This is a genomic window from Mesorhizobium sp. WSM4807, from assembly GCF_055811615.1.
In genome coordinates, this window is sequence record NZ_JBVVQY010000024.1 from 17,117 (window position 1) to 36,976 (window position 19,860).

General features: G+C 63.1%; 17 protein-coding genes. 10 read left to right on the top strand and 7 right to left on the bottom strand.

Annotated elements, in window-relative coordinates:
* Positions 1-71: 71 nt before the first annotated feature.
* Complete coding sequence (locus AC0L3N_RS25355; RefSeq protein WP_473550154.1) at positions 72-2,528, top strand: ComEC/Rec2 family competence protein; 2,457 nt, start codon at positions 72-74, stop codon at positions 2,526-2,528.
* Here the strand turns inward: AC0L3N_RS25355 and lexA are convergent.
* The 6 genes from lexA to AC0L3N_RS25385 form a co-directional block, all read right to left on the bottom strand.
* The gene (gene lexA, locus AC0L3N_RS25360; protein WP_095492879.1) at positions 2,522-3,259 is read right to left on the bottom strand and encodes a transcriptional repressor LexA; all 738 of its coding nucleotides are present in this window, start codon (positions 3,257-3,259) and stop codon (positions 2,522-2,524) included. The two genes, AC0L3N_RS25355 and lexA, sit on opposite strands and share 7 nt — an antisense overlap.
* A gap of 104 nt (positions 3,260-3,363) precedes the next feature.
* Positions 3,364-4,569 (bottom strand): molybdopterin molybdotransferase MoeA, encoded by a 1,206-nt coding sequence (locus tag AC0L3N_RS25365; protein WP_473550156.1) that lies wholly within the window; start codon positions 4,567-4,569, stop codon positions 3,364-3,366.
* A gap of 2 nt (positions 4,570-4,571) precedes the next feature.
* On the bottom strand, positions 4,572-5,066 hold the full coding sequence (moaC, locus tag AC0L3N_RS25370; RefSeq protein ID WP_473487002.1) for a cyclic pyranopterin monophosphate synthase MoaC: 495 nt from the start codon (positions 5,064-5,066) through the stop codon (positions 4,572-4,574).
* Between the two features lie 66 nt (positions 5,067-5,132).
* The gene (gene trpC, locus AC0L3N_RS25375; RefSeq protein WP_473550157.1) at positions 5,133-5,984 is read right to left on the bottom strand and encodes an indole-3-glycerol phosphate synthase TrpC; all 852 of its coding nucleotides are present in this window, start codon (positions 5,982-5,984) and stop codon (positions 5,133-5,135) included.
* 4 nt (positions 5,985-5,988) lie between these two features.
* Entirely contained in the window at positions 5,989-6,999 is a 1,011-nt protein-coding gene (gene trpD, locus AC0L3N_RS25380) for an anthranilate phosphoribosyltransferase (protein ID WP_473550159.1), read from the bottom strand.
* Positions 6,996-8,888: a SurA N-terminal domain-containing protein gene (locus AC0L3N_RS25385; RefSeq protein ID WP_473550160.1), complete on the bottom strand. Its 1,893-nt coding sequence runs from the start codon at positions 8,886-8,888 to the stop codon at positions 6,996-6,998. The genes trpD and AC0L3N_RS25385 overlap by 4 nt, the downstream gene beginning before the upstream one ends.
* Positions 8,889-9,032: 144 nt before the next feature.
* Here AC0L3N_RS25385 and tpiA point away from each other — a divergent pair, with 144 nt between their 5' ends.
* The 6 genes from tpiA to AC0L3N_RS25415 all read left to right on the top strand — a co-directional run bounded on the left by tpiA (position 9,033) and on the right by AC0L3N_RS25415 (position 14,743).
* Positions 9,033-9,800 (top strand): triose-phosphate isomerase, encoded by a 768-nt coding sequence (gene tpiA / locus AC0L3N_RS25390; RefSeq protein WP_473550162.1) that lies wholly within the window; start codon positions 9,033-9,035, stop codon positions 9,798-9,800.
* A gap of 178 nt (positions 9,801-9,978) precedes the next feature.
* Entirely contained in the window at positions 9,979-10,437 is a 459-nt protein-coding gene (secG, locus tag AC0L3N_RS25395; protein WP_473550163.1) for a preprotein translocase subunit SecG, read from the top strand.
* A gap of 212 nt (positions 10,438-10,649) precedes the next feature.
* The gene (locus tag AC0L3N_RS25400) at positions 10,650-11,762 is read left to right on the top strand and encodes a L,D-transpeptidase (RefSeq protein ID WP_473550243.1); all 1,113 of its coding nucleotides are present in this window, start codon (positions 10,650-10,652) and stop codon (positions 11,760-11,762) included.
* A 138-nt stretch (positions 11,763-11,900) separates the two neighbouring features.
* Positions 11,901-13,538: a CTP synthase gene (locus AC0L3N_RS25405; RefSeq protein ID WP_473550165.1), complete on the top strand. Its 1,638-nt coding sequence runs from the start codon at positions 11,901-11,903 to the stop codon at positions 13,536-13,538.
* A 14-nt stretch (positions 13,539-13,552) separates the two neighbouring features.
* Entirely contained in the window at positions 13,553-14,092 is a 540-nt protein-coding gene (locus AC0L3N_RS25410; RefSeq protein ID WP_473550166.1) for a DUF1697 domain-containing protein, read from the top strand.
* Positions 14,093-14,242: 150 nt separating this feature from the next.
* Positions 14,243-14,743, top strand: coding sequence for a DUF982 domain-containing protein (locus AC0L3N_RS25415; RefSeq protein ID WP_473550168.1), 501 nt, complete (start codon positions 14,243-14,245; stop codon positions 14,741-14,743).
* Positions 14,744-14,789: 46 nt separating this feature from the next.
* Here AC0L3N_RS25415 and AC0L3N_RS25420 read toward each other — a convergent pair whose 3' ends face one another.
* Positions 14,790-15,569, bottom strand: a complete 780-nt coding sequence (locus tag AC0L3N_RS25420) for a response regulator (RefSeq protein ID WP_473550169.1) — start codon at positions 15,567-15,569, stop codon at positions 14,790-14,792.
* A gap of 124 nt (positions 15,570-15,693) precedes the next feature.
* On the opposite strand from AC0L3N_RS25420, the gene AC0L3N_RS25425 reads away from it, so the two are divergent.
* The 3 genes from AC0L3N_RS25425 to AC0L3N_RS25435 all read left to right on the top strand — a co-directional run bounded on the left by AC0L3N_RS25425 (position 15,694) and on the right by AC0L3N_RS25435 (position 19,849).
* Positions 15,694-16,716, top strand: a complete 1,023-nt coding sequence (locus tag AC0L3N_RS25425; protein WP_473550170.1) for a cytochrome-c peroxidase — start codon at positions 15,694-15,696, stop codon at positions 16,714-16,716.
* Between the two features lie 81 nt (positions 16,717-16,797).
* Positions 16,798-19,173, top strand: coding sequence for a two-component system VirA-like sensor kinase (locus AC0L3N_RS25430; protein ID WP_473550172.1), 2,376 nt, complete (start codon positions 16,798-16,800; stop codon positions 19,171-19,173).
* 508 nt (positions 19,174-19,681) lie between these two features.
* Positions 19,682-19,849 carry a hypothetical protein gene (locus tag AC0L3N_RS25435; RefSeq protein WP_473550173.1) on the top strand — a complete coding sequence of 56 codons (168 nt, stop codon included), beginning with the start codon at positions 19,682-19,684 and terminating at the stop codon, positions 19,847-19,849.
* Positions 19,850-19,860: the final 11 nt, after the last annotated feature.

Sequence of the window (19,860 nt, forward strand, 5' to 3'; positions counted from 1 at the left end):
TGATTGCACGGACTTTCGCGCGTCGCGCGTTCATGTAGCATAGGAGGTCAAGGGCGCAAGGGGCAGACCCGATGGCTGGACCAGGCCGCGGCGCGGACAAGAGCGAGGGCGCGACCACAAGCGTCAGCGAACGATCGCTGTTTGCCGACGTTCCCCACGCCGAGCCGCTACCCGTTTCGCTGCCTGCGTCGCACCCGGGCATTCAGCCTCTTTCGCCGGACCGCGCCGCGCCTACACCGGCTCCAACACCCGGGCCTGTCATTCGCTTCTGTCGACAGCTCAGCCATCTTTCACCATCCGGTATCCGCAACGGCGTGGCCTCGGCAGCCGGCTTGGAACTAGACCGCGGCGTCGCCTTCCTGCTGGTGCCGGTTTTTCTGGCATGCGGGGTGATCGTCTATTTTTCGCTCGCCGTCGAACCGGACTTTCCGCAACCCATTGCCGTCGTGGTCCTCACGGCATTGTGTGCGGCGGTGACGCGCTCATGGCGCAAAACGCATTTGTGCTTCATGGCAGCGTTGCTGTGTGCACTCGGTGTACTCGCCGCCAAGGTTGAAACCTGGCGCGTGGGAACGCAGATGCTCGGTTCGGAAATCCAGACCCAGCTCACCGGCCGTGTCGTTAGGCTCGATCAGATGGCGAACGGCCGGATCAGGCTGACCATCGACGTGATGTCGACCGCCCGGCCGACACTGCGTTATGCGCCGGAACGTGTCAGGGTTTCGGCACGCAAAATTCCCGCTGAGATGACCTCAGGCTCGGTGGCAACCGGCTATGTGAGGCTTCTGCCTCCGACTGGCCCGGTTAGGCCGGACAGTTATGACTTCTCCTTTGACAGCTATTTCGCCGGTATCGGTGCCAGTGGCTTTTTCCTCGGCAATCCGAAGATCGTCGTTTCCGAAGATACACCGTTCGCCGCGCGGCTTTCTTCCTCGATCGAAAAGGCGCGCGAAACCATCGCCGACCATATCAGGGACAGCATCGGTGGCGCCGAGGGGGAGATTGCCGCCGCGCTGATCGTCGGCGTGCGTGCCGGCATTCCCGAAGAGATAAACGAATCGATGCGGCGCACCGGCATCTACCACATCATCTCGATTTCCGGCCTGCACATGGCGCTTGTCGCCGGCACCATCATGGGATTGCTGCGCGGCGCCTTTGCGCTGGTTCCCGATTTTTCGTCGCGCCGGCCGGTCAAAAAATATGCGGCTGCTGCCGCACTCGTTTCCATCGCTGCCTATCTGATTTTTTCCGGTATCGTGGTCGCGGCTGAACGCAGCTTTATCATGCTGGCGGTAATGCTTGTCGCCGTGCTGTTCGACCGGGCGGCACTCACCATGCGCAATCTGGCGATTTCGGCCATCGCCGTCATCGTCGTGTCGCCGCACGAGGTGGTCGGCCCAAGCTTCCAGATGTCCTTCGCCGCGACCGCTGCTCTCGTGGGCGCCTATGCCGGCTGGTCCGACTATCGTGCCGACAAGGCCACCGCGCCGCCACAGCGACGGTCAACGATCGCTTTCGTCACGCGAAAACTTGCCGCTGGGACAGGTACCATCGCAATGACCTCCATCATTGCCGGCAGCGCCACCGCACTCTTCGCCATCTGGCACTTCCAGCGCGTCTCGCCGCTCAGCCTGTTCGCCAATCTGGCCGTCATGCCGATCGTCACGGTCGTCATGTTCCTGGCCGTCGTTAGCGCCTTGGCAATGCCGTTCGGCCTCGACGGCCCTTTCCTATACATGATGGGCAAGGGGCTGACGGCCATGATTGCAATATCGGGATGGATCTCCGAGCGGTCGCCGGTCGATGCCGTCGGGCTGATCTCGTTGCAGTCGGTTCTGCTGGTGACGGCCGCCCTGGTCATCGCCACGATGGCAACGACATGGTTGCGGCTTGCGGCACTTCCCTTTGCGCTCGCCGGCCTGCTGACGATTTCCGAGACGCGCACTCCCGACGTGCTGATTTCGGAAGATGCGCATCTGGTGGCGCTGCCGATCGGCGGCGGCGAACTTGCCGTCAACCGGGTGCGCTCGAACGAATTCATCACCGACAACTGGAAACATGCGCTGGTTTCAGCGACCATTGTCGAGCCGGAGACATTCGAAAAAGGAGACGTGCGGTTCGACATCGTCGACCCGGCCGACCTGCCGCCGGGAGCGCCCTTCTACTGCACTGCCGGCCTGTGCCTCGCCCGGCACCAGTCCGGCGCGATCATCGCGCTCGCCGACGACCGCAAAACCGCACGGCCAGCCTGTGCCTTTGCGGATTTGATCGTCATCGATGATGCCACAGCCTATTATAATCCCTGCCGCAATCCGCTGGTTCTCGTCGTCACCAAACGGCAGCTCGCTCGCATGGGCAGTGCCGCCGTCTTTTTCGATCCGCTATCTGCGACGACGCGCGCAGAAATCCGTTTTGCCGTCAGACAGCCCTATAGGCCTTGGCATGAGCAGCGGAGATTTTCGCGCGAGGCGAGGGGCCTGCCGCCATACCGCAGGGCCGAGAAACCCAAAAAGCCTGCCGTTCAGTAACGCCGGATCAGTCCGACGAGCTTGCCTTGCACCTTGACCCGGTCCGGCCCGAAGATGCGCGTCTCGTAGGCCGGATTGGCGGCTTCCAGTGCGATCGAGGCACCTTTGCGGCGGAACCGCTTCAGCGTCGCTTCCTCGTCGTCGACCAAGGCGACGATGATCTCGCCAGGCTGGGCGGTGTCGGCGTTGCGGATGATGACCGTGTCGCCGTCGAAAATGCCGGCCTCGATCATCGAATCACCCTTGACCTCCAGCGCGTAGTGCGTGCCGCCGGTGATCATGTCCGGTGGTACCGAGATCGAATGCGTTTGGTGCTGGATGGCATCGATCGGCACACCGGCAGCGATGCGGCCCATCACCGGTATGGAGATGGTGGCAACGACGTCGTCGTCATTGCCGGCCGCGGGCATGCGCGAAGGCGCCGGCTTGATCTGTCGTCCGAGGCTGCCCTGCCCAAGGCTGCCCTGAATGACGCTTGGCGAGAATTTGCGCGCCGCATTGAGGCCGGGCGCGATCGAATCGGGCAGGCGCAGCACCTCCAGCGCGCGGGCGCGGTTGGGCAGGCGGCGAATGAAACCGCGCTCCTCCAGTGCAGTGATCAGCCGATGGATCCCCGACTTCGAGGCGAGGTCGAGCGCTTCCTTCATCTCGTCGAACGAGGGCGGAATGCCGCTTTCCTTCAGCCGCTCGTGGATGAACATCAGCAGTTCATGTTGTTTGCGTGTCAGCATCGCGACCCCCAACAGAATCAGAAAAACAAACCCAGAACAAACACTATCTGTTCCAGTTGTGTTCCGCAACCGTTTAAAATTTAATGAATGTGTTGACGTTTTGTTCAGCGTAGCATCAGCACGCTGCACGCGGCGCCCGTCGCGGCTGGGGGAGCGAACGGCTCGCGCACGATCAGCCCGTTGGCGTCGGCCAGCATTTTGAGCATCGAGGAATCCTGGATGCCGAACGGGGTCGCCAGCAGCGTGCCGGCTTCTTCGCTCACCACGGCGCGTACATAGTCCTGCCTGAGATCGTTGGCCGGCATGGCGGCGCCGAGCCGCGCCTGACGCATGTCCTGCCGGAAGGCGCGGCCGCCGAGCCGCGCAAGCAGCGGCGTCAGAAAGAGCTGCGTGCAGACCAGGCTCGCCACCGGATTGCCAGGCAGGCCGATGCAGCGGATGTCACCCAGCCGCCCGAACATCAGCGGCTTGCCGGGCCGCATGGCGATTTTCCAGAAATCGAGCGTCATGCCTTCACCGGTCAGCACGTCATGGACCAGGTCATGGTCGCCGACCGAGGCGCCGCCCAGCGTGACGATGACGTCGGCGCCTGCGTCGACCGCTTGTTTCACCAGCGTGGCGATCGCCTCCTTGCGGTCGGGGGCGATGCCGAGATCGAGCGCGCTGGCGCCGACCGAGCGGGCCGCGGCGGCGACGCCATAGGCATTGGACGAGATGATCTGGTCGGGGCCAAGGTCGCTGCCCGGCGGCAGCAATTCGTCGCCGGTGGCGATGATGGCGACCAACGGCCGTTTCACCACGCTGACCTGCGGGTGGTTGGCCGACGCCGCCAGCGACAATGCCGCCGGATCAAGCGGGCGGCCTTTCTCCAGCAGGACGTCGCCCTTCGAGAAATCGAGCCCGAGGCGGCGGATGTTGCGGCCTTCAACCGTCGACGCGGTCACTTCGATGCTGCCGCCGCCGAGGTCGCGGACATTCTCCTGGATGACGATGGTGTCCGCGCCTGCAGGAAGCGGCGCGCCGGTGAAGATGCGCACGGCCTGCGCCGGGCCGACTGTTCCGGCAAAGCCGCGTCCGGCCGGCGCCATGCCGATCACCGAAAGTCTTGCGGGCACGGACGCGACATCCTCGGCCCGCACGGCATAGCCGTCCATGGCGGACGCGTTGAACGGCGGCTGGGTGCGGAGCGCCAGGAGCGGCGCCGCCAGCACGCGGTCGGCGGCGTCCATCAGGGCGACGCTTTCAGCCTGCAAGGGCGCAGCATCCTCAAGCAGGCGCTCGAGCGCCTCGGCGACCGGAAGCAGTGCCATTATTAGCCTGCCCCCTTGGCATCCGCCTTGTAGTCGCCGGATTTGCCGCCGGTCTTTTCCGCCAGCCTGATGCCCGAGATCACCATGGCGCGGTCGACCGCCTTGGCCATGTCATAGATGGTCAGGCAGGCGACCGAGACGGCGGTCAGCGCTTCCATCTCGACGCCGGTCTTACCGGTGACGCGGGCCAGCGCCGTGACCTTCAGGCCTGGCAGCGTCGCGTCCGGTTCGATGTCAATGGATACCTTGGTCAACAGCAGCGGATGGCAGAGCGGGATCAGCTCATGCGTCCTCTTGGCCGCCATGATGCCGGCGATGCGCGCCGTGCCCAGCACGTCGCCCTTCTTGGCATCGCCGTCGAGAATCATCTTCAGCGTTTCGGGCCGCATCGAGACAAGACCTTCGGCGATTGCCGTGCGCGTCGTCTCCGCCTTGTCGCCGACATCGACCATATTGGCTTCGCCTTTCGCGCCAAGATGGGTGAGGGCGGCCGTCATCGTCAGGTCACCTTAGCGCGACGTGCGTCCGTCTGGACGCGCAAAGCACGCTCTAACACTTTGAATCTATGCATCGTGCTCTCCGAAAATCGATTCCGATTTTCGGGCCGATGCAATGGCGGGCGCATTGCCCGTCAAAAGCAGGCGCGTCGCAGTGGCCACGTCCTGTTGCCGCATCAGGCTCTCGCCGACGAGGAACGTACCGATGTCGCTCCCTTGCAGCCTGCGGCAGTCTTCGTGCGAGAAAATACCGCTCTCGCTGACCAGCAGGCGGTCTGCCGGCATCATCGTCGCGAGCCGCTCCGAGGTCTCGATGCTGGTTTCGAACGTCCGGAGATTGCGGTTGTTGATGCCGATCAGCCGCGATGACAGTTTCAGCGCGCGTTCCGTCTCAGCCTCGTCATGCACTTCGACCAGCACGTCCATGCCGAGTTCGAACGCCGTCGTTTCGAGTTCGCTGGCCACGGCGTCATCGACGCTCGCCATGATGATCAGGATGGCGTCAGCGCCCCACGCACGGGCTTCGAACACCTGATAAGGCTCGAACAGAAAATCCTTGCGCAAAGCGGGCAATGTCACGGCGTTGCGCGCATCGGTGAGGAATTCAGGCGCACCCTGGAAGGACGGCGCGTCGGTCAGCACCGAAAGGCAGGCGGCGCCACCTTTCGCATAGGCCCTGGCCAGTGCCGGCGGATCGAAATCGGCACGGATCAGGCCCTTGGACGGGCTCGCCTTCTTGATCTCGGCGATCAGCGCGAAGCTGCCGGATTTGCGCCTGGCTTCAAGAGCCGAGAGAAAGCCGCGCGCTGCATCGGTGTCCTTCGCCCGCGCCTTGATCTCGGCAAGCGGCACGCGCGCCTTCGCCGCGGCGATCTCGTCGCGCTTGTAGGCTTCGATCTTGCGCAGGATATCAGACACGGCTCTATCCGTTCGAAATCTCGACCAGCCGATCGAGCACTTTCAGCGCCCGGCCGCTGTCGATGGCTTGCGCCGCCGTCGCCATGCCGTCGACAAGCGTCGTCGCCTTGCCCGCCACCACCAGCCCGGCGCCGGCGTTCATCAGCACCGTATCACGAAAGGCGCCGGCAGCGCCGCCCAGCATCTCGCGCAGCGCCTGGGCGTTGTAGGCGGCATCGCCGCCGCGCAACTCGTCCTTGGTGTGCCGCTTCAGCCCAACCGCTTCCGGTGTCAGCGTAAAGGTGCGGATCTCGCCGCCGACCAGTTCGGCCACTTGGGTTTCACCGGTGGTGGTGATCTCGTCATAACCGTCGCCATGGGCGACCCAGGCGTGGTCGGCGCCCAGTGCCCTCAGCGTCTCGGCCACCGGCATGATCCATTCCGGCAAGAAGACGCCAACCATCTGCCTGACGACACCAGCCGGATTGGAGAGCGGGCCAAGCAGGTTGAAGATGGTGCGGGTGCCGAGCTCGACGCGGATCGGGCCGACATGCTTCATCGCCGGATGATGCGCCGGCGCGAACATGAAGCCGACGCCTGCATCGTGGATGCAGTGGCCGATCGTTTCCGGCGGGATATCGATCTTGACGCCGAGCGCGGTCAGCACGTCGGCGGCGCCGGTCTGCGAGGACAGTCCGCGATTGCCGTGCTTGGCCACCGGCACGCCGCAGGCGGCGATGACGAAGGCGGATGCGGTCGAGATGTTGACGCTGTGCGAATTGTCGCCGCCGGTGCCGACGATGTCGATCGCGCCAGCGGGCGCGTCGACGCGCAGCATCTTGGCGCGCATGGTCGCGACGGCGCCGGAAATCTCGCTCACCGTCTCGCCGCGCACGCGCAGCGCCATCAGGAAGCCGCCGATCTGGCCGGGCGTAGCGTCGCCCGACATGATGATGTCGAAGGCCTCGCGCGCTTCCTCGAAGGAAAGGGAATTGCCTGCGGCGACCTTGGCGATATGGGTCTTGAGCGCGCTCATCTGGTCAGGGCTTGGGCAACGGCGGTCTGGTCGATGCGAATGTCATATTGCGTCTGCAGCTGCGCCACCAGCTGGTCGAGCAGGTCATCGGACATGCCGGCGGTGAACGATTTCTGCGCCTCATCCGGCACCGAGCTGGCGTCGGCTCCGGCAGGCTCGAAGACTTCGGCGATCTTGAACAGGATCTGTCCGTCGCCGGTGGGCGAGGGGATCAATCCGGTCCCGCCTTGGCCTTCGCCGAACATCGCAGCCGCCCCTTCCTTGCCGAAATCGACGTCGTCCGCCTCGCGCTTGACGCCGCGCTTGGTCTGCTTCTCGAGCTTGAGCTCGCTCGCGATCACATCGAGCGTAGCGCCGGCTTCGAGACGCTTTTCGAGTTCGCCCGCTTTTGCGGTGAGCCGCTTGGTCGTTTCCGCCGCCGTCCAGTCGGCCACCACCTTCTGGCGGACTTCATCCAGCGTGCGGTCGCGGGCCGGCGTGATCGACTCCACCTCGTAGAACACGAAGCCGTTGTCGGCGGTGGTGAGGTCGGGATTCTCGGTGCCGGGTTCGGCGTCGAACACCGCCTTAATGAGTTCCGGCGATTCCGGCAGGTCCTTGACGATGGTGCCGTCCGGCCTCAGGCCGGTGCGATCGATCGCGTCGATGGTGACGACCTTCAGCCTGAGTTTTTCGGCCGCTTCCTTGAGCGTGCTGCCCGAAGCGCGGATATCTTCGTAATTGTCATGCACGTCCAACAGAATGCGGCTTGCCTCGCCCAGCGCCAGATCCCTGCGGATATCGGCGGACACTTCGGCCAGCGGCTTCACCACTTCGGGCTTGATGTCGGTGACGCGCAGCAGCACCGGACCGAAGGCGCCCTGAACGACCGGACTGACTTCGTTGACATTGAGCGCAAACGCCGCATCCGCCACTGCCTTGTCAGCGATCTTGTCTTTGGACAGCGTGCCGAGCAGCGTGTCGGCTTGCGTCTTGCCCTCGGCGGCGACGATCTTGTCGAAGGTCGCGCCGGTCTTGAGTGAATCGAGCGCGGCCTTCGCGGCATCAGGCGTTTTGAACACGAGCTGTTCGATGGTGCGCGTTTCGGGCGTGGTGTAGCGCCCCTTGTTCTTGTTGTAGTCGTCGCTGACCTGTTGGTCGGTCACGGCGCTCAGATCCATGATGTCTTGCGGCTCGAGCCTGACATAGGAGAATTTGCGGTATTCGGGCGCCGCATAAGTCTTCTTGTTTTCCTCGAAATAAGCTGAAAGCGCAGTGTCGGATGGCGCTTCAATCGGCTCGACCAGCGATTTCGGCAAGGTCAGATAGTCAATGGTGCGGTCTTCGCCACGATAAAGCGCGACTGCCTTCAAGAAAGTATCCGGAGCCTTGAGGCCGTCCGAAACCGCCTCGACGATCTGCTGGCGCACAGCCACCTGGGCGCGATTCCTCAGATAGTCTTCCGGCCGCATGCCGACCTGTTGCAGTATGTATTCGAAAGTCCTTCTGTCGAAGGTGCCGCCGGGACCCTTGAAGGCCGGGTCTTCATGCGTGAGTTGGGCCAGCCGGTCCTTGGACAGCCCCAGCCCGAGCTTGCGGGCCTGCTCATCGAGGACTGCACCCGACACGAGTTGCGCCAGCACCTGGTTGTCGAGGCCGAGCGCCGTCGCCTGCTCGCGGCTGATGCGCTGGCCGAATTGCTGCGACATCACGCTGATCTGGCGATCATAGGCGAGGCGATACTCGTTGATCGACACTTTGGTGCCTCCGGCCGTGACAACTGCGTCGTGGCCTGCAAAACCACCGACCATCTGCCCGGAAATGCCCCAGACGGCGAAGCTCAACACCAACAATATCAGCAGCGCCTTCGCGACCCAGGTCCCCGCCGCGCTTCTCAAGATACTAAGCATGGTCACTTCCGATTTTTGCGCATTTTCGCATGCGTCGAGTCTGAAACAAGCGCAATAGCGTCCTTCCGGCCCACTGTCGATTGCTTTGTGGGCTGAGTTTGGTAGTGAGGACGCAGCCGAATATTGCCCGGAGAAACAAATCCCATGACGCCAGGAATCCGCCCGCTGGTCGCAGGCAACTGGAAAATGAACGGCACCAGCGCCTCGCTCAACGAACTCAGGATGATCGGCAACGGCTTCATGAGCGGGCTCGATGCGGAAACCGAAGCGCTGGTCTGCGTTCCGGCGACGCTGCTGGCGCATGCCGCAGAGATTTTGTCGCGCACCCCGGTTCGGGCCGGGGGCGAGGATTGCCACACCAAGGAGAGCGGCGCCCATACCGGCTGTATTTCGGCCGAGATGCTGAAAGATGCGGGCGCCAGCCACGTCATCGTCGGCCATTCCGAACGCCGCGCCGATCACAATGAGGACGACGCCATTGTACAGGGCAAAGCGTCCGCCGCGTGGCGCGCCGGACTGGTAGCCATCATCTGCATCGGTGAGACGAGAGCCGAACGCGAGGCAGGCGCCACGCTCGATGTGCTGTCGCGCCAGGTCGCCGGCTCGGTGCCGCCCGACGCCACGGCGTCGAATACCGTCATCGCCTACGAGCCGGTATGGGCGATCGGCACGGGACTGACGCCGACCGCCGCCGACGTTGCTGAGGCGCATGCGCATATTCGCGAAAAGCTGTCGGAAAAGCTTGGCAGCGCGGCGGCGAAGATGCGCATCCTCTATGGCGGCTCGGTCAAGCCGTCGAACGCGGTCGAACTGCTCGGCGTGAAAAATGTCGATGGCGCGCTGGTCGGCGGCGCCAGTCTGAAGGCGGCGGACTTTCTCGGCATCGCCGAAGCCTATCGAAATATCTCGTAGCATCGGAAGGCTGTCGGGCACTTCGGATAGGCTGTGCCGCAGCGGAAATCGTTGCAATGGGCGCATTGCTTCCCATATTCCGGCCACGGGCTTGGAAATGCCGTCAAAGCATTGTATTGAGCCGCCTCCAAATCACCGGCCGTATCCGCGGCCGCGCAAGGCTTTGCCAGGGTAAACTATGGAAACCGTACTGATCGTCGTCCACCTCATGGTCGTGCTCGCTCTTGTCGGCGTGGTGCTGCTGCAGCGCTCCGAAGGCGGCGGCCTCGGCATCGGCGGCGGATCGGGCTTCATGACCGCGCGCGGCGCGGCCAACGCGCTGACGCGGGCGACGGCGATTCTGGCGGCGGCTTTCTTCGCCACCTCGCTGACATTGTCGATCGTCGCCCGTTACGGCGAAAAGCCGATCGACATTCTCGATCGTGTACCTGCGACGAACGGTGCGGGCGGCGTGCTCAACCAGTTGCCTGGCACCACGGCGCCGACACCACCTTCCGGCAATACGGCGCCAACGCCGCCTTCCGGAAATGATGCCGCAGCCCCGGCGCCGGCTGCGCCGCCTGCGGCGGGTTCGACCACGCCGCCGGCCACAAACGGCGTCACCCTGCCAGTAACGCCGCAGGTTCCAAACCAGTAATCAGCAAACGTTCGGCGCCGCGATCTGTTGTTGTTTGAACACAGTCGCGGCAAATGCCGCACGATCGCAAGGATTCGACCGGGCACGGCACGACAGGGCGCTTGAGGCGTCTCCGATTAATCGACTATAGATTGCGCGCGGCACTTTCGGGGTCCTTGGGGGACGCCGGGCGACGCCGTGGGCAACAAGCATTGAACGATCGGATCTTCGCCATGCAGCTTCGCAGCTTCATTTTAGCCGGCCTTTACGCCGTGCTCAGCCTTGGTGCGCCCGCTTACGCGGCCATGCCGGCGGGTAATTCGGCCTCTAAAACCGCAGTTACAACTGACGTCGTCAACGTCGCCGCCAAAAGCGATACGGCGCAACTTAGGCTCCTCAAGAAGAAGAAAAACCCGACCGCGGACGATCTTGCCCAGATCAGCAAGATCGAAGCCAAGATCGCGGCCGACAAGGAGGCCGCTCGAGCCAAGGCGCTCGAGGCCAGGAAGCTGGCGATGCGCGAGGCGGCCAAAGCCAAGGCCGACGCAGAACGGCAGGCGTTTCTTGCCAAGAAGGGCCTTGCCAAGAAGGACACGTCCGCTGCCCGGCTGGCTAAGAAGACGATCGTCAGGATCATCGAACCGGTTCAACCCATCGCACCGATCCAGTCGGCCGAGCCAATTTCCACCGAGGCCATGAACGTCGCATTGACCGGCAACAACGGGGAATTGCGCAGCGAGCCGGTTGGACAGAAGCCGCAGAGCGTCGGGCTGTTCGCCGGCCTGTTCGGCGGCACGTCCTCGTCGATGTCGCTGCTCCCCGAGACCCGCGCTCTCGATGCCGCACTCGCCAGGAAGGAAGCCAAGAAGCAGTTCAAGGTGAAGCCGGAGTTCGTGCCGCAAGAGGTCGAGTTCACCGGCTACAGTCCCGGTACCATCGTCATCGATACCAGCGCGCGCCGCCTCTACCTCGTCGAATCGTCATGGACCGCCCGCCGTTATGCGATTGCGGTCGGTCGTGACGGCCTGCAGTTCAAGGGTACGGTCGCCGTCGGCGACAAGCAGGAGTGGCCGCGCTGGATCCCGACGCTCGAGATGCAGAAGCGCGAGCCGAAGAATTACGGCCGGTACAAGGACGGCATGCCCGGCGGCGGCGAAAATCCGCTCGGCGCGCGCGCCATCTATCTCTACGAGGGCAAGAAGGACACACATCTGCGCATTCACGGCACCATCGCGCCGCAGTCGATCGGAACGAGCGCCTCCAACGGCTGCTTCCGCATGATCAACGAGCACGTCATGGACCTTTACCGCCGGGTGAAAGTAGGCACCAAGGTCGTCATCATCTGACGCCTTAACGGGTCATCCCAAAAGGGCCGGTCTCGCCGACCCTTTTGTTTTGGTTCACGCACCACCAGAGCGCCTTCTTGGGAAAAAGCCTTCGCGGTGGTTTTTTCTCTGGCGGAATCAATTCGGCCGCGTTAAGCGATGACTCCCATGGCGCGATATGTATTCATCACAGGCGGCGTGGTTTCCTCACTTGGAAAAGGCATCGCTGCAGCGGCCCTTGGGGCTCTCTTGCAGGCGCGAGGCTATCGCGCACGCATCAAAAAGCTCGATCCCTATCTCAACGTCGATCCCGGCACGATGTCGCCCTACCAGCATGGCGAGGTCTTCGTGACCGACGACGGCGCCGAGACCGACCTCGATCTTGGCCACTATGAGCGCTTCACCGGCCGCTCGGCGAACCAGCAGGACAACATCACCACAGGCCGCATCTACAAGAACATCATCGAGCGGGAGCGGCGCGGCGACTATCTTGGCGCCACCGTGCAGGTCATTCCGCACGTCACCGACGAGATCAAGAATTTCATTCTAAACGGCAACGACGACTATGACTTCGTCCTGTGCGAGATCGGCGGCACCGTCGGCGACATCGAGGCGATGCCGTTCCTGGAGGCGATCCGCCAGCTCGGCAACGACCTGCCGCGCAACAACGCCGTCTACGTGCACCTGACGCTTATGCCCTACATTCCAACGGCGGGCGAATTGAAGACCAAGCCGACCCAGCATTCGGTCAAGGAATTGCGCGGCATCGGCATCGCACCCGATATTCTGCTGGTCCGCGCCGACCGCCCCATCCCCAGGGAAGAGCGCCGCAAATTGTCGCTGTTCTGCAATGTCCGCGAGAGCGCGGTCATCCAGGCGCTCGACGTGCCGCACATCTACGACGTGCCGATGGCCTATCACAATGAAGGGCTGGATTCGGAAGTGCTGGCCGCCTTCGGCATCGATCCGGCGCCGAAGCCGCGCATGGAGCCCTGGCAAGCGGTGTCCAACCGCATCCACAATCCGGAAGGCGAGGTGACCATCGCCGTCGTTGGCAAGTATACCGGCCTCAAGGACGCGTACAAATCGCTGATCGAGGCGCTGTCGCATGGCGGCCTCGCCAACCACGTCAAGGTCAAGCTCGACTGGATCGAGAGCGAGATATTCGAAAAGGAAGATCCGGCGCCGTGGCTGGAAAAGGTCCACGGCATTCTGGTCCCCGGCGGTTTTGGCGAGCGCGGCGCGGAAGGCAAGATCCTGGCAGCGAAGTTCGCCCGCGAGCGAAAAGTGCCGTATTTCGGCATCTGCTTCGGCATGCAGATGGCCTGCATCGAGGCCGCGCGTTCGCTGGCCGGCGTCGAGTATGCCTCGTCGACCGAGTTCGGCCCGACCGAGGAACCGGTCGTCGGCCTGATGACCGAATGGCTGAAAGGCAACATGCTGGAGAAGCGCAGGGAAACCGGCGACCTCGGCGGCACGATGCGGCTCGGTGCCTATCAGGCGGACCTCGCCAAGGGCTCGAAAATCGCCGACATCTATGGTGACACGCAGATTTCCGAGCGCCACCGCCACCGCTATGAGGTCAACGTCGACTACAAGGAGCGGCTCGAGGATTGCGGCCTGGTCTTTGCCGGCATGTCGCCGGACGGCGTGCTGCCGGAAACGGTCGAATACCCCGACCATCCCTGGTTCATCGGCGTGCAATATCATCCCGAGCTGAAAAGCCGGCCGCTCGACCCGCACCCGCTGTTTGCCAGCTTCATCGAAGCGGCGATGGAGCAGAGCCGCTTGGTCTAAACCGACAGGCTACCATGCAAACCTACGTCGCTCTGCTTTACAGCATCGTCCTGGGCGAGGGGCGGCGTGTCGTCATGTCCGATCTCAGGGCCATGACAGAAGGCCTGGGGCTGAACAACCCGCGCACGCTGGTGGCGACCGGCAATCTGGTCTTCGAGACGAAAGAGACAGAAATTGCCGCGCTGGAGCGCCGATTGGAGACGGCGTTCCAAAAGACCTTCGGCCGCCGTGTCGACATCATCGTGCGCCGCGCGGAGGACTGGTTGAAGCTTGCGGCCGGCAATCCATTTCCCGCCGAATCGGCTGCCGCCGCGGATCAGGTAGCGGTGCGCGTGATGCGCAAGCCCGTTCCCGCTGAGGCTGTCGCGGCGCTCGAGGCCTATGTCGGCAAGGATGAGCGGATGCAGGCGGTCGGCGGCGACATCTGGATCGCATTTTCCCGCGAGACGCCAAGTTCGCGGTTGCTTGCAGCGGCAAGCCATAAACGGCTCGGGGTCGGCACCTCGCGCAACTGGAATACAGTGCGCAGGCTGGCCGAGATGGTCGGTGAATAGGGCTTCCCACAAGCAAGGGGAGAAGGGGGAATTATGTCATGCCTTCGCCGCTCCGGCTCCGGCGGAACGCGCCATTTTCCCTGTAAAGAGCCTCGACGCGAGGGAACCGGCAACCGATTGGTTTGCCGGCTTAGGCCTTATAGGCGTTCGATGAAACTCCCGCTTATCGCAGTACAACGGTTCGTCGCACGTTTGTCACGTTTGGTGATTCGATTTCGGTCGAACGATATGAGAGACTTCGTTTTGGCTCGGCCTTTTTTTGCGTCGGGCCCTGTTTGCCGGAACCAAGTTGTCAGCCGTAAGTTTAAAGGTTCGATCAAGCACATAGCGATCGACCGGGAGGAAACGATGGATCGCCTGCACCTCTTTACGCCTGTGCGGATTTCGCGCGGGCAGGAAAGCCCTGCCGAAGAAATTTATAGCGTAGCCGAAGCGATGGGGTTCTTGCGTAAATGGCCGACAGGCCGACGTGGGCCAGTCTACCAGTGCGCAGTGAATTGCTGCTCCGCTGCTTTGGCGGGCCGGATGTCGGCAGAGGAAGCAAGGAAGGCTTTTGCCGGCTTCGCCCGCATCACGCGCTTGCTCGACGACGACATGGCACTGCCGATGGGCGGCGAAAATACTGATAACGTGCATGCGCTGAGGCGATGAACGTTCACATCTGCACCTGCCACGAACGCGGCACCCTGCGGCAAAGTCACAGCACCTCGACTGAGGCAGCGAAGACGTAGCCAGCGCCCCGCTCGGTGACAACGAGCTTCGGCTCGCTCGGGTTGACCTCGAGCTTGCGGCGCAGTCGCAATATCTGCACGTCGATACTGCGATCAAACACCTCTTCGTCGTGAATCCTGCTGGCAGCGAGAAGCTGCTCGCGGCTCAGGATCTGCTGTGGCGATTGCAGGAACGCTGCCAGCAGATTGAACTCCCCCGCGGTCAACGGCGTTGCTTCGCCCGCGGGCGACCTCAGACGCCGCATCCGCATGTCGAGTTCCCAGCCGGCAAAGCGGCAGCGTTTGTGCTTCTTGCCACGCGAATGCTGACGCGTTGACCCCGATCGTCGCAGCACGGCGCGAACGCGCGCAAGCAGCTCCCTGAGGCTGAAGGGCTTGGTGATGTAGTCGTCTGCTCCGAGCTCCAGCCCGACGACGCGATCCACCTCGTCGGGCCTGTGGCCGGTGATGATGATGACGGGGGCTTCCGGCGGACTGCCGAGTTGCCGCATGATTTCAAAGCCGTCCTCATCAGCAAGCCGCATGTCGAGGATCATCAGATCCACCGGTCTTTCGTTGAAGACGCGCGACATGGCCCGGCTATCGGCGACAGCGCTGACCCTGAAATGCTCGCTCTCCAGGTAATTGGTAAGCATCTCGCGAATTTCGGGGTCGTCATCGACGACAAGGATATGCTTCGCCGCCGCTGCCTGTTCAAGTCTGCCTTTCGACTGCTCTTCGTAGCGAGTGTTCTGTTCGGCTAACATCTCAGACCGTCCGCACGTATGGAACCCATGACCGAGCCGTTGCTTTACTAGACTTAACGCTGATTTCGGCGATTTGTTGGTAAGCGCCGATGATCTTCGTGATCGGATACCACAGGCTCACTCGATGGCGCATGAGCAGATTGGTAAGGTTCGGGCGGCGTTTTTTGTTCCGCTTTGCCTGGCAGTGGCGGCACCATTTGCGTTGGCCTTGGTCAATCAGCCGGCCCCTCCGATCAGTGAGCCGATTGCTCCGATAACGGGCATTGGTCCTTCCGACCAGGCGAAGATCGCACTCGGCGAGAGCCTGTTCAACGATGTCCGGCTGTCGCATGACGATGTCATCGCCTGCAGCGGCTGCCACAGGCTCAATCTCAGCGGCGATGATGGCAAGGCTCGTTCCACGGCGGCGGATGGCGGGCAGCTCGATTTCAACGCGCCGACCGTCTTCAGCACAGCGCTCAATTTCCGGCTGAACTGGCGCGGCAATTTTCGCACTGTCGAGGAGCAGAACGAGGCAGCCCTGCTCGATGACAGGCTGATGAACACGAGTTGGGAAGAATTGCTGCCGAAACTGCGCTCCGACCCGGACTATTCGCAGCGATTCGTGAAGGTCTACGGCGGCGCCCCCGGCCGGACGGATGTGCTCGACGCTCTGGCCATCTTTCAACGCTCGCTGATCACGCCCAATGCCCGTTTCGACCGCTATCTCAAGGGCGAGCGCGACGCGATCACGGCGGACGAGGAACATGGCTATCAGCTGTTCAAAGCGTATGGCTGCATCGCTTGCCATCAGGGCGCCAATGTGGGCGGCAATCTGTTTCAGAAGTTCGGCATCTTTCAGGATCCCTTCGCCGGCCAGAAAACTCTGACCAAGGCGGATCTCGGCCGCTTCACTATTACCGGCGTCGAGAGCGACCGCCATGTCTTCCGCGTTCCCAGCCTGCGCAATGTCGCGGTGACGGCACCGTATTTTCACGACGGCCGTACCGCATCGCTCGCAGACGCAGTGAAGATCATGGCGCGGAACCAACTCGGCCGGGAGCTCGACCAGCGCGATGCCGATCTCATCGTCAAATTCCTCGGGACGCTGACGGGCGAGTATCGCGGCCAGCCGTTAACCAGCGCAGCTGATCACCTGCAGCAATGAAGTCGTTACGCATCCTGGCGCCGATCGTCGCGTGCCTGCTCATCATCCTGACTTACCTCCTGGTGCAGGGCGCGGCTCCTGATGCGGCGCGCCACGAACGCACGCTCGACGCTCTCAGGACGGTCATCCTCTATAACGCCGCCCTCCAGCGCGACGTGTTGCGGGCTCGCGCGGGGCTGCTGCGCGGCCGCCCGGGACATCGCCAGCGGCGAAGCACGGGCGGATATCGACCGGCGGGTCGCCGAGGTCATCGCCGCGGTGGGTGACGAGGAGGCGCTCGTCGAGGCGTTCAAGTCGGACAACGCGCTGCTGCAGAACTCGTTGAACTATTTCAACTACATGAGCGGTCGGCTTACGACCGAGGGCGATGGCCTTCGAACGGTCGAGATCGGAGCCCTGATGATCACAATGTCGCGGTTCATCAATGATCCCCAGCCGGAGGCGGCAAAGGCAGTGACTGCTGCGCTCGACCGGCTGGCCGGGCCGTCCGTCGACGCCGTGCCTGCAAGCGACGTCCACTCGCTCGTTTCCCACGGCCGGCTTATCGTCACCAGGCTTCCGGCGGTCGACGACCTCGTCGCCCGTCTACAGACTGCGCCAACGAGCGAACGCGCCCGCGCGCTGCAGGACCTTTATCTCGATGCGCATGGGCGCGCTGCGGCGCGGGCCGCGCGGTTCCAGACGCTACTCTACATCGCCGCGCTGGTCCTCGTGGGCTATGTGGCCTATTTGTTCGCCCGGCTGCGCCACAATGCGCGGATCCTGCGCGAGCGGCTGCAATTCGAGGGCCTGATCGCCTCGATCTCCACCCAGTTCATCAATCTGCCGCGTGACCGTATCCGGGCCGGCATCAGCAAGGGCCTCGCGCGCCTGGTGGAACATGCCGGGCTCGACGGCGCCCAGATTCTCGTCAGCCGCACATACGATGCCGATTTTTCCGGCGGCTACTTTTATCGCCGCCCGGGCGGGAGCTCGACGGCCCGCCTGCCGAACGACACCATCGAGCTGGCTTCGCGCTGGACGCTCGCGAACCACGAACGGCAAGGCTGCATCGACGTCCCCCGCGTCGGCGAGCTTCCCGACGGGCAGGAGAAGGCATGCCTGCAGGCGCGTCAGATTCGATCGTGGCTGTGCATACCGATGTGGCATGCCGGCGAGCGGCTGGGTTTTCTGGCTCTCGATAGCGTCACGCATGAAAAGCATTGGACCGACGACGACATCGCCCTGCTGCGCACCGCCGCCGAGATCTTCTCCAACGCCATCGCGCGCGAGCACAACGAACGCGAACGCGAGGCGCTGCAGGCGCGGCTCAACCAATCGCAGCGGCTGGAAGCAATCGGAACGCTAGCCGGCGGCATAGCGCACGAGTTCAACAACATTCTCGGCGCCGTCCTCGGCTATGGCGAGATGGCGCTGGCGGTGCTGTTGAAAGAATCCCGCGCGCGGCGCTACGTCCAGCAGATCATGAAGGCCGGCAGGCGGGCGCAGGACGTCACGGAGCAGATCCTTGCCTTCAGCCGTCGCCGCGAGCGACAGCATCACGCGCTGCGGGCGCAGCCCGTGGTTGCGGAGGCGATCGATCTGCTGCGCGCCTCGTTTCCCGCGACGCTTTCAGTGGAGACGTATCTTGCAGCCGCGGATGCCGCGATGATGGGCGATCCGACCGAACTTCAGCAGGTGGTGATGAATCTCTGCACCAACGCGGCGCAGTCGATGAACAACCGCGGCGTATTGAAGATCGGTCTCGACATGACGGAGTTCGTAGAGGCGCAGGTGCTGTCGCACGGCAACCTGCCGGCCGGCCGCTATCTCCGTCTTGCCGTCGGGGACACCGGCAGCGGCATGGATCAGGCGACGCTCGAACGCATCTTCGAGCCGTTCTTCACGACCAAGCCGGCAGGGCAAGGCACCGGGCTCGGCCTGTCGACGGTGCACGGCATCGTTGCGGCGCATAGAGGCGCGGTCGACGTGAAGAGCCAACTTGGCCAAGGCACAACCTTCGAGATCTATTTTCCGCAGATCGAATCCGCTGCAACCCAGGACGACGATGAGGGGGAGGGCACCGAGGTTCGGATCCAGTATGGCAATGGCGAGACGATCCTGGTCGTGGACGACGATACGCCGTTGATGCAACTTGCAGAGGAGATGCTCGCCGCGCTTGGCTACGAGCCGTTCGGGTTCGACCGCAGCCCTGCTGCTCTCAGTGCATTCCGTACCGATCCGGAACGCTTCGACCTGGTGCTGACGGACGAGGTCATGCCTGATATGACGGGGGTCGAGTTCTCCGGCAAGTTGCATGAGATCCGGTCGGACCTGCCAATTGTCCTGATGACTGGTTACGGCCGCCCGCTCCGGTCGCGTCAACTGACGGCGGCCGGCATAAGCGAGGTCATCAAGAAGCCGCTGCTGTCGACCGCCGTCGCACAATGCCTTGCTCGCCATCTGCATTCAGGCTGATCACGGGGTTTCGTTACAGTTGTAACCAAAATTCCACTGGGTGAAATCAACCTGTAGCCGGGCTGTTCGATGTTCCATCCGCGTCCAGACCATGATCCGGAAAGTGGAAACCGGTTTTCGGAAAGGATCATGGTCTCGTCGGAGTCAAATAGCAGCAAACCGGAGAAGCTGATGACACGATGGGTTCTCATCGGAATTGCCGCTCTTGGCCTGGGCGGAGTGCCCACAGTCGCGACGCTCGACCAAAATGAGGTGGGTGCGGCGACAGCGGCCGACTCGATCGAGCGCGGTCGGTACCTGGTGAAAATCGGCGGCTGCAACGACTGCCACACACCAGGGTATCTGGAGAAGGCCGGCAACGTTCCCGAGGATCGATGGCTGATCGGCGGCTCCCTCGGCTTCAATGGGCCGTGGGGCACGACTTATCCAACCAATCTTCGCCGCCTTTTGCGGACCATGGACGAGGACGAGTGGGTAGAGTCAGCGCACAATCGAGACGCGCCCTCCTATGCCGTGGTTCAACCTGCGTGCCATGACCGAGACCGACCTGCGCGCCATACACCGCTACGTGCTTTCGCTGCCGGCAGACGATACGCCGGTTCCGGACTATGTGCCGCCTGATCGTCCGCCGAAGACACCGCATATTGTGTTCGTACCGCAGCCTCCGAAATCGTAGTCGCGTCCGAA

Bases quoted from the DNA above. Each gene is read 5' to 3' on its own strand.
- AC0L3N_RS25400 (WP_473550243.1), top strand. From the start codon at position 10,650: ATGCAGCTTCGCAGCTTCATTTTAGCCGGCCTTTACGCCGTGCTCAGC.
- trpD (WP_473550159.1), bottom strand. From the start codon at position 6,999: ATGAGCGCGCTCAAGACCCATATCGCCAAGGTCGCCGCAGGCAATTCC.
- AC0L3N_RS25420 (WP_473550169.1), bottom strand. From the start codon at position 15,569: ATGTTAGCCGAACAGAACACTCGCTACGAAGAGCAGTCGAAAGGCAGA.
- tpiA (WP_473550162.1), top strand. From the start codon at position 9,033: ATGACGCCAGGAATCCGCCCGCTGGTCGCAGGCAACTGGAAAATGAAC.
- AC0L3N_RS25410 (WP_473550166.1), top strand. From the start codon at position 13,553: ATGCAAACCTACGTCGCTCTGCTTTACAGCATCGTCCTGGGCGAGGGG.
- AC0L3N_RS25415 (WP_473550168.1), top strand. From the start codon at position 14,243: ATGAAACTCCCGCTTATCGCAGTACAACGGTTCGTCGCACGTTTGTCA.
- AC0L3N_RS25385 (WP_473550160.1), bottom strand. From the start codon at position 8,888: ATGCTTAGTATCTTGAGAAGCGCGGCGGGGACCTGGGTCGCGAAGGCG.
- secG (WP_473550163.1), top strand. From the start codon at position 9,979: ATGGAAACCGTACTGATCGTCGTCCACCTCATGGTCGTGCTCGCTCTT.
- AC0L3N_RS25430 (WP_473550172.1), top strand. From the start codon at position 16,798: ATGCGGCGCGCCACGAACGCACGCTCGACGCTCTCAGGACGGTCATCC.
- AC0L3N_RS25365 (WP_473550156.1), bottom strand. From the start codon at position 4,569: ATGGCACTGCTTCCGGTCGCCGAGGCGCTCGAGCGCCTGCTTGAGGAT.
- lexA (WP_095492879.1), bottom strand. From the start codon at position 3,259: ATGCTGACACGCAAACAACATGAACTGCTGATGTTCATCCACGAGCGG.
- AC0L3N_RS25435 (WP_473550173.1), top strand. From the start codon at position 19,682: ATGCCGTGGTTCAACCTGCGTGCCATGACCGAGACCGACCTGCGCGCC.
- AC0L3N_RS25355 (WP_473550154.1), top strand. From the start codon at position 72: ATGGCTGGACCAGGCCGCGGCGCGGACAAGAGCGAGGGCGCGACCACA.
- AC0L3N_RS25425 (WP_473550170.1), top strand. From the start codon at position 15,694: ATGGCGCATGAGCAGATTGGTAAGGTTCGGGCGGCGTTTTTTGTTCCG.
- moaC (WP_473487002.1), bottom strand. From the start codon at position 5,066: ATGACGGCCGCCCTCACCCATCTTGGCGCGAAAGGCGAAGCCAATATG.
- AC0L3N_RS25405 (WP_473550165.1), top strand. From the start codon at position 11,901: ATGACTCCCATGGCGCGATATGTATTCATCACAGGCGGCGTGGTTTCC.